Source organism: Lentilactobacillus diolivorans DSM 14421, assembly GCF_001434255.1.
GTDB classification, from domain to species: domain Bacteria; phylum Bacillota; class Bacilli; order Lactobacillales; family Lactobacillaceae; genus Lentilactobacillus; species Lentilactobacillus diolivorans.
This window is the reverse complement of record NZ_AZEY01000028.1, coordinates 77,264-84,507: the sequence shown is the minus strand read 5'-3', so window position 1 is coordinate 84,507 and position 7,244 is coordinate 77,264. Positions and strand designations below refer to the sequence as shown.

At 41.1% G+C, this 7,244-nt stretch carries 7 protein-coding genes; 4 read left to right on the top strand and 3 right to left on the bottom strand.

The genetic code is table 11. The annotated features are described in order from the left end of the window. Nucleotides 1-178: 178 nt before the first annotated feature. Nucleotides 179-1,771: a ribonuclease Y gene (rny, locus tag FC85_RS03415; RefSeq protein WP_057864161.1), complete on the bottom strand. Its 1,593-nt coding sequence runs from the start codon at nt 1,769-1,771 to the stop codon at nt 179-181. A gap of 232 nt (nt 1,772-2,003) precedes the next feature. Beyond that, nucleotides 2,004-2,948 (bottom strand): alpha/beta hydrolase, encoded by a 945-nt coding sequence (locus tag FC85_RS03410; protein ID WP_057864160.1) that lies wholly within the window; start codon nt 2,946-2,948, stop codon nt 2,004-2,006. A gap of 297 nt (nt 2,949-3,245) precedes the next feature. Here FC85_RS03410 and FC85_RS03405 point away from each other — a divergent pair, with 297 nt between their 5' ends. Both FC85_RS03405 and FC85_RS03400 read left to right on the top strand, forming a co-directional pair. Beyond that, nucleotides 3,246-3,677, top strand: a complete 432-nt coding sequence (locus FC85_RS03405; RefSeq protein ID WP_057864159.1) for a helix-turn-helix domain-containing protein — start codon at nt 3,246-3,248, stop codon at nt 3,675-3,677. A gap of 52 nt (nt 3,678-3,729) precedes the next feature. Then, nucleotides 3,730-4,584, top strand: a complete 855-nt coding sequence (locus FC85_RS03400) for a hypothetical protein (protein WP_057864158.1) — start codon at nt 3,730-3,732, stop codon at nt 4,582-4,584. On the opposite strand, the gene FC85_RS03395 is transcribed toward FC85_RS03400, so the two are convergent. Further along, complete coding sequence (locus tag FC85_RS03395; RefSeq protein ID WP_057864157.1) at nt 4,556-5,134, bottom strand: methylated-DNA--[protein]-cysteine S-methyltransferase; 579 nt, start codon at nt 5,132-5,134, stop codon at nt 4,556-4,558. The genes FC85_RS03400 and FC85_RS03395 overlap by 29 nt on opposite strands. Before the next feature lie 199 nt (nt 5,135-5,333). Here FC85_RS03395 and FC85_RS03390 point away from each other — a divergent pair, with 199 nt between their 5' ends. Both FC85_RS03390 and FC85_RS03385 read left to right on the top strand, forming a co-directional pair. After that, complete coding sequence (locus FC85_RS03390; protein ID WP_057864156.1) at nt 5,334-6,761, top strand: DUF2252 domain-containing protein; 1,428 nt, start codon at nt 5,334-5,336, stop codon at nt 6,759-6,761. 3 nt (nt 6,762-6,764) lie between these two features. Beyond that, nucleotides 6,765-7,127, top strand: a complete 363-nt coding sequence (locus FC85_RS03385; protein ID WP_057864155.1) for a DsrE family protein — start codon at nt 6,765-6,767, stop codon at nt 7,125-7,127. The last annotated feature ends 117 nt before the right edge of the window (nt 7,128-7,244 follow it).

The following is a 7,244-nucleotide window of genomic DNA, read 5'->3' as shown; positions in this document are numbered from 1 at the left end:
TATATGCAAAAAAAGATTGATACCTTACGGTATCAACCCCAAAAATTTTAGACCCTCAATAATCTAACTAAAGGGAGCCAGACAAAAGTAATATTTTGTCTGGCTCCCTTTAGTTAAATCAGAATTACTACCAAGATAACAACATAGAAAATGTTTGCCGCTCCCGGCTCGTTCTCATTTAAGCACGTTTTTTAAATTTACGTTTCTTTTTTTCATCACCAACATAGGCAATTGCTTTAAAATCACGGATTGATGTTACTTTAATTTTGCCGGGATAAGTTAATTCATCCTCAATCTGATCCTTAACATGATGAGTGAGTTCAGCATTTTGAACATCATCAACTTTTTTAGGATCAACGACAATTCGAATCTCACGACCGGCCTGAATTGCATAGCTTTCCTTAACGCCATTCTGACTGCTGGCAATTCTTTCCAAATTCTTAAGTCGGTTCACGTACTCTTCAACCGATTCGCTTCGAGCACCTGGACGACCTCCGGAAATTGAATCGCCAGCGGCAACTAAGTAAGCAATTGGAGTTGTGACATCAACATCCCCATGATGAGAAGCGATCGAATTAACAACTTGTGGATCCTCATCGTAAGTTTCAGCAATTTTAACTCCCAGTTCAACGTGGGTCCCGTCAACCTCGCGATCAATTGCTTTTCCGATATCATGAAGTAAACCAGCCCGTTTGGCAATTTTGACATTCAAACCAAGTTCAGCAGCCATCACACCGGCAATATCCGCAACTTCAATCGAGTGATTTAGCACATTTTGACCGTAGCTCGTCCGATACTTCAAACGGCCAACTAACTTAATCAAATCTGGATGCATCCAACCAATGTGTAATGAAGAAACCACTCGCTCGCCGGTTCGGCGTAATTCATTCATAAGATCCTGTTGGGCAACATCCACTTGATGTTCAATTGATTGTGCATTAATCTGCTTGGTAACAACCAAATTTGTAATGACCATTTTTGCAACTTCTCGACGTAACGGATCTTGCGTTACAACGTGTAATAAGTGTGCATCATCTGGATCAAAGACAAGGTCGGTTCCCGTTAATGTTTCAATATAACGAATATTTGCAGCTTCCCTGCCAATTAATTTTTGCTTAACGTTAATATCTGAAATCAAAACATCATGTTCAATATGTTCACGCGGCATATCGACAGGCCCCCGTTGGATGGCGTCAACTGCCATAATCTTAGCCATCTTGGGTGCGGTAACTTCTGCCTCATCATTTTGAAAACGTAACTCGATATCCTTCTCACGGTTCAAATCAATCCTCAATTGGTCTAAAATCTGCTGTTTCGCTTGATCACTTGATAAGCGGCTGCGCTCTTGTAAAAGATCATTTCGCTGCTGCATTAAGTCATCGGCTTGCTGATTTGAATGTTCAATGGCTGTTTTTAATTCATCAAGCTCTTTTTTCTTACTTGAAAGGTTATTGTGAAATTGATCTAATCTGGTAGCCGTTTGCTTTAACCCATTTTGACGTTGATCAATCCGATTTTGCCGAGTAACATTATCGGTCTGATAACTATCGAGCTCTTCGTCGATTGTTTGCTGGTAATCAATTGCTTGCTTTTTACCATCAGCCACAATTTCGTCCGATTTTTCCTGAGCCTTATTATTTGCACGGTTAATCAATTCATCCGCCCGAACACGGGCGTTTTTAATTTCTGTTTGGTGATGCTTTTCTTGCAACTTAACACCACTAACAGCGCCAATTGCACAGGCAATTACCCCTAAAATTACAACTATCAACTAGGGACCTCCTCTCGTAAAACAGTCCTAATTGTATTTTAACACATCCGTAGATGCGAAAGCTATTGACGATTGGACATTCCAGAGCCGGGAATACTTTGTTGCCTGACCGAAACGTGTGAAATAAAGCAGATCCCGGCCATATAAGCCCTCTAACCAAATATTCCAAAATCTGGAATATTTGGTTAGAGGGCTTATATTCTGGGATCTAACCGCTTGATTTCACACTCTTTTACTTGAAATACCTCCCCAAAAATTGCTTCACCGTCTTGGTATACAATTCCGGATGGTTCTGATACGATCTTGCATGGCCTCTGCCTGGGACGATTAACAATTGTTTTGGTCCCCGATCCGCTTTATATAATGGATAAACCATTCTCGTTGGGACAAAATGATCATGCGCTCCGTGAATGAACAACATTGGTCGCCTATTTTTCTTGACCTGTTTTAATGCACTTGCTTCTTTGAATGAATAACCATCCTTCACATCGGTAATCATACTAACGATATTTACCAGTGGCCAATTTGGCAAATGATACAATTGCTTTGCCTGATAGGCAATTTCACTATAAACATCCGTATAGCCACAGTCCTCAATATATGCTTTGACCTGCTTCGGAACATCTTTGACACCACTTACCATCATCGTTGTGGCACCGCCCATACTGGTTCCAAACATAACAATTTTAGAATCTTGACCATTTTTCGCAATCACTTGCTTAATCCACTTAACATAGTCCAATCGATCCGGCCAACCATAACCAATATATTTTCCCTGACTATCTCCATGGCCGCGCGCATCGGGAAGTAAGACATTATAACCAAGATTATGGAACAAATAAGCGTAAGAAAACATCTTATCTTTATCACCCATGAATCCATGTGCAATCACAATCGTTTTTTTCGTCGGCTTAGCTGCTTTGATATAATTCGCATCCAATTTTAAATGCCGGGTTGCGGAAATTTCGTGCCAACGTTGTTTTTCTACATGCTTATACCACTCCTGAGCAGGATAAAGTTTATTTCCGGGCTTAATTTTTTCCGGTTTACTTAAAAACGACTTGGGTGCCGGTACGACCGCGACCTTATAGAAATACATGCCTGCGCCAAAAAGCCCAGCTGCCATAACAGCTACAACCGATGTACAGGCAATAAGAATCTTATTGCGCTTCTTCATAATTTTAATCCCACCTAAAATAATTAATCTCATCTCTTGCTGAACCGGCTCTGATGTGACTCAAAAGACTGAACAATCGAATTACCTACTATTCCATTCGAAACGTATTTAGATAATTTAATTGTCCTCTGAAAAGTAATCGGCCTTTGGCTCACCCTGATCACGCAAAAGATAGTCGCCCTATTTTACCACAATCCAAAATAAATCAAGCAGTGCATTAACCAACGATCCGTTATATTCATTTTGCGAATCCTCAAAGTGCAGTATAATGAAAGTAACAGACAGGATGGTGATTACATGTTTCCAGAACGATTAAGAGCGTTACGCACAGGCAAGCACATTACGTTGGTTCAGTTAGCTCAAGATTTAAACCAACAATTCCCAACAGACAAAGATCACGAAAACACGCCATCTCAAATTGGTAACTGGGAACGTGGTGTAAGAACCCCGTCATACGTGGAAGTTCAAAAATTAGCCAAGTTCTTTGGGGTTACGATGGATTACCTGACCGGATTAACCGATAGCAGTATTTATGATTTGGCTAAAATGTTCATCTCTGGTCAAACCATTCAATTTGAGGGCGAGACCCTTGACTCTCAGGATCGTTATCAAATTTACCAATTAATTTCCGGTTATGTCCATGGTAAAACAGGTCGAAAACCACAGCCAGGGCCAAAGATCCAGCAGGAAGAATTGGATTTGGGGATGCCTAAAGATACCGGCAAATAACCACCTGATTCTCCAATCGAATTTTGATATCAAATATAACTAGGGGTTTAACATGCTTTCTAATAAACAGAAAAAACAATTGCTAAAAAAGAAGCGCAAGCAAAACAAAACATCGACTGAGTCAGATTATATCCAGAAGATGCTACAAGATCGCGATTTGTTTTCAGATTATCCACAGGTTAAATTTCTCATTAATAACGTCATTGAAAGTGACCACCTGATCAAATCAGGCTTATTACCGCAGGATTTACCCGAATTGTTATTGCCTGACGACATTCAAGATCAAATTTTTAAGAAGATTAACTCCCAATTTGAGAGGGACGATCCCAAGGGCGACCAACTATGGAATCGGCTGACTGACGCCTTACCCAAATTAGATAAACGACTTCGTTGCTTCCGTGACTATCTGGAAGATCAATATGGCATGTGGGCTTATATCTCAGCGCCGTTCATTAAAAGTCTGGCTGATTACATCGGTTCTAACAGCGTCTTAGAGGTAATGGCAGGTAACGGCTATATTTCTAAAGGATTGCAGGATGCCGGGGTCACGGTTTACCCAACCGACAGTCTTGAGTGGGTCACAGAAAATCAAACCGGTAAGCATCAAGTCACTAAAGTTGAAAAATTAGATGCCGTGTCGGCAATCAAAAAATATCAAAATCAGGTTCGCTACGTCATTATGAGTTGGTCCCCTGATAAAAGTACCATTGATAGTGACGTTTTAGAAGCCGTTCGAGCCAGCGATCAAAAAATTGAACTAATCGTCATTGGTGAAAAAAATGGCGCCACGGATTCAATGAAGTTTTGGGATCAAGCCCACTTCATCAAACCAGAAAGCGCTAAGAAGTTGAACGAACATCATCAACCATTTGATTTAATTAAAGATCAGGTCTACCTAATTGACTAAGTCGCGGTAAGGGTAACTTCTTGATTAAAGTTTGTTTTGCAGCGGGCTGCTTTTCGAAATCAAGCAGCTCTTTTTTGATGTCTTTACCCCCACGATAATCCCCTAATTCCCCACTTGCACGGATAACTCGATGACACGGGACCACAATTAAAATCGGGTTCCTGGCAACCGCGCTGGCAACCGCACGAATGGCCTTGGGTTTGCCAACATTTTCAGCCAATTGTTTGTAGGTGACTGTATCACCATAAGGAATTTTCTGGATAGCATCCCAGACTTGATGCTGAAGATCTGTGCCAATATTCGCCAAGTCGAGTGGCAAATCAAAACTTTTTCTTTTTTTATTAAAGTACTCGGTTAATTCATCCAAGTAAATATTCGTCACTTTTTCATCATACATGAACTGATAGTTGTAGCGATTGTTTGGATAAAATTCAAAAATCTCCGATAGATAGCGGCCCGGACTGGACACAAAGCTCAATCCTTTGCTAGTTACCGTAAAGAAAAATTTTCGGTGATTGACTTCGATACTTTCCCAATATATTTTTTCCATAAACCTCGATCTCCAAAAAACTCGATAAGTACATTGTATTAATTGTACCATGTGTCGACAGACTGTGCCAACAAACCGTTATATAACACCGATATTGGAAGACCATTAGATTCACGGAAGTCAACTTACACCGCACATTTCCACCAAGACAACTTTGTTTTGCGTTACACTATACTAAAAAACTGAAAGGATATCATCTATGTCTACGAAAAAAGACTTATTACCTCGTGATTCAACCTCAAATCTTCGCTATGACCTTAGTCAAATCAAAATTGATAAATCAGTTAACGAGCTCATTCAAATGGGCAAGAACATCCGCGAAAAGATTCCTTTCGAACAATTAGCTGATTTTAAACCAATCGATCGGGATGTTGTATCCGGCATCCAACACGTTGAAAGTAAACTCATTTCCGAATTACTACCGTTACGTCATAAGCGATTAGCTGCTTCACCCTTTTCGTTTTTTCGGGGAACCGATGAATTAATGGCTTACGATTTATCCAAACAAGTTTCCAGTAATATTCCGGTGATTATTTCAGGTGATGCGCACATTGGCAACTTCGGCTTTTATGCATCTCCTGAGCGCAAATTATTGTTTGACCTCAATGATTTTGACGAAGCGACTATCGGCTCTTGGGATTGGGACGTTCGCCGACTACTGGTCAGTATTATCCTCACTGGTGAACAAAACAACTTAAAAACTGAAACAATTGACGGGGTTTTAAAATCAGCAATTCAAACTTATCAACAGATCCTCGCTGAATGCTTCAATGATCATTCAGCGATGGAACGCTACTATTTTTCTACTGAAGTTGAAACTTTCTTGAAGACCGAAGCGGATGATAAGGACCTGCCAAAGATTTGGCGCAAAATTCGTGATAGTGCCGAACAACGAAATTCTGATAAAGTCGTGAAAAAATTTACCACAATTGATAACCGTGGTCACCTTGTCTTCAAAGAAAACGCACCACGGACAGTTCATGTCTCAGATATCCGATTCAAACAAATCTCAGACCACTTACAAAAATATAATCAAACGGTTAGTCCAGACGTTGCCTTATTACTTTCTCAATTTCATATCAGCGATATTGTTCGTCATAGTGTGGGCGTTGGCAGCTTCGGAACCCGTTGTTACTTAGTGCTTCTAACAGCCATTGATGGCAGCCACTTAGTTCTTCAAATAAAGGAAGCTTTACCAACCCGACGTCTTCAAGGATTCGATGTCACAACGCAATACAGTCAGAACGGTCCTGATAATGGTGAGCGAATTGTGACGTGTCAGCAGGTTCTTCAGCGGGCATCTGATCCATTGCTTGGTTATTATCACAATGCTGACACTGGCCGAAGCTTCTATGTTCGCCAATTCTGGGACATGAAAGAATCAATGAATTTAGAAAAGATGGACGAAGACGATTTTAAAACCTACGCCCAAATTTGTGCACTGCTTTTAGCCCGAGGTCATGCCCAAAGCCCGACTGCCGCAATTGTTCAAGGCTATGTGGGAAAAAAGAAGAAGCTTGCGAGCGATCTTGTAACGTGGGCTACTGCTTACGCCAAGCAAGTTCACCGTGACTATAGTGCTTTTATTGAAGCTTTGGATGACGGTGAGTTATCAAAGGAGGACTAGCCTATGCATCAAGTTGTTTTTCATATTGATGAATTAGGAAAATGGGAACATGCCTTGGGAAACGTCAAAAACTTAATCAGTTATGCTAAAGCTCAGCAAATGTCATATCAAATTGTCGTCCTGGTAAATGGCAATGCAATCATGGGGTACCTTGTTGCAAACATTCGAATCGCTATTAAAAGCTTAACTGAACAAGGTGTCCAATTTCACGCGTGCAACAATGCGATGAACAGCCATGGTGTTAAAGCGAACCAGCTACCGGAGAATGTGGAAATTGTCCCAGCGGGAGTGGTCGACCTAATCGCCTTGCAGGAGCGGGGGGTTTGCGTATGTGAAACCGTAGAGAGTGCAAAAAGCCGCGGTTAGCTTCCAGAATATAAGTCCCCCAAGCCAATATTCCTGACTTTGGAATATTGGCTTGGGGGACTTATATGGCCGGAAGCTGCGGCTCTTTTGCACGTTTAGGCTCGGGTGCCTCAAACG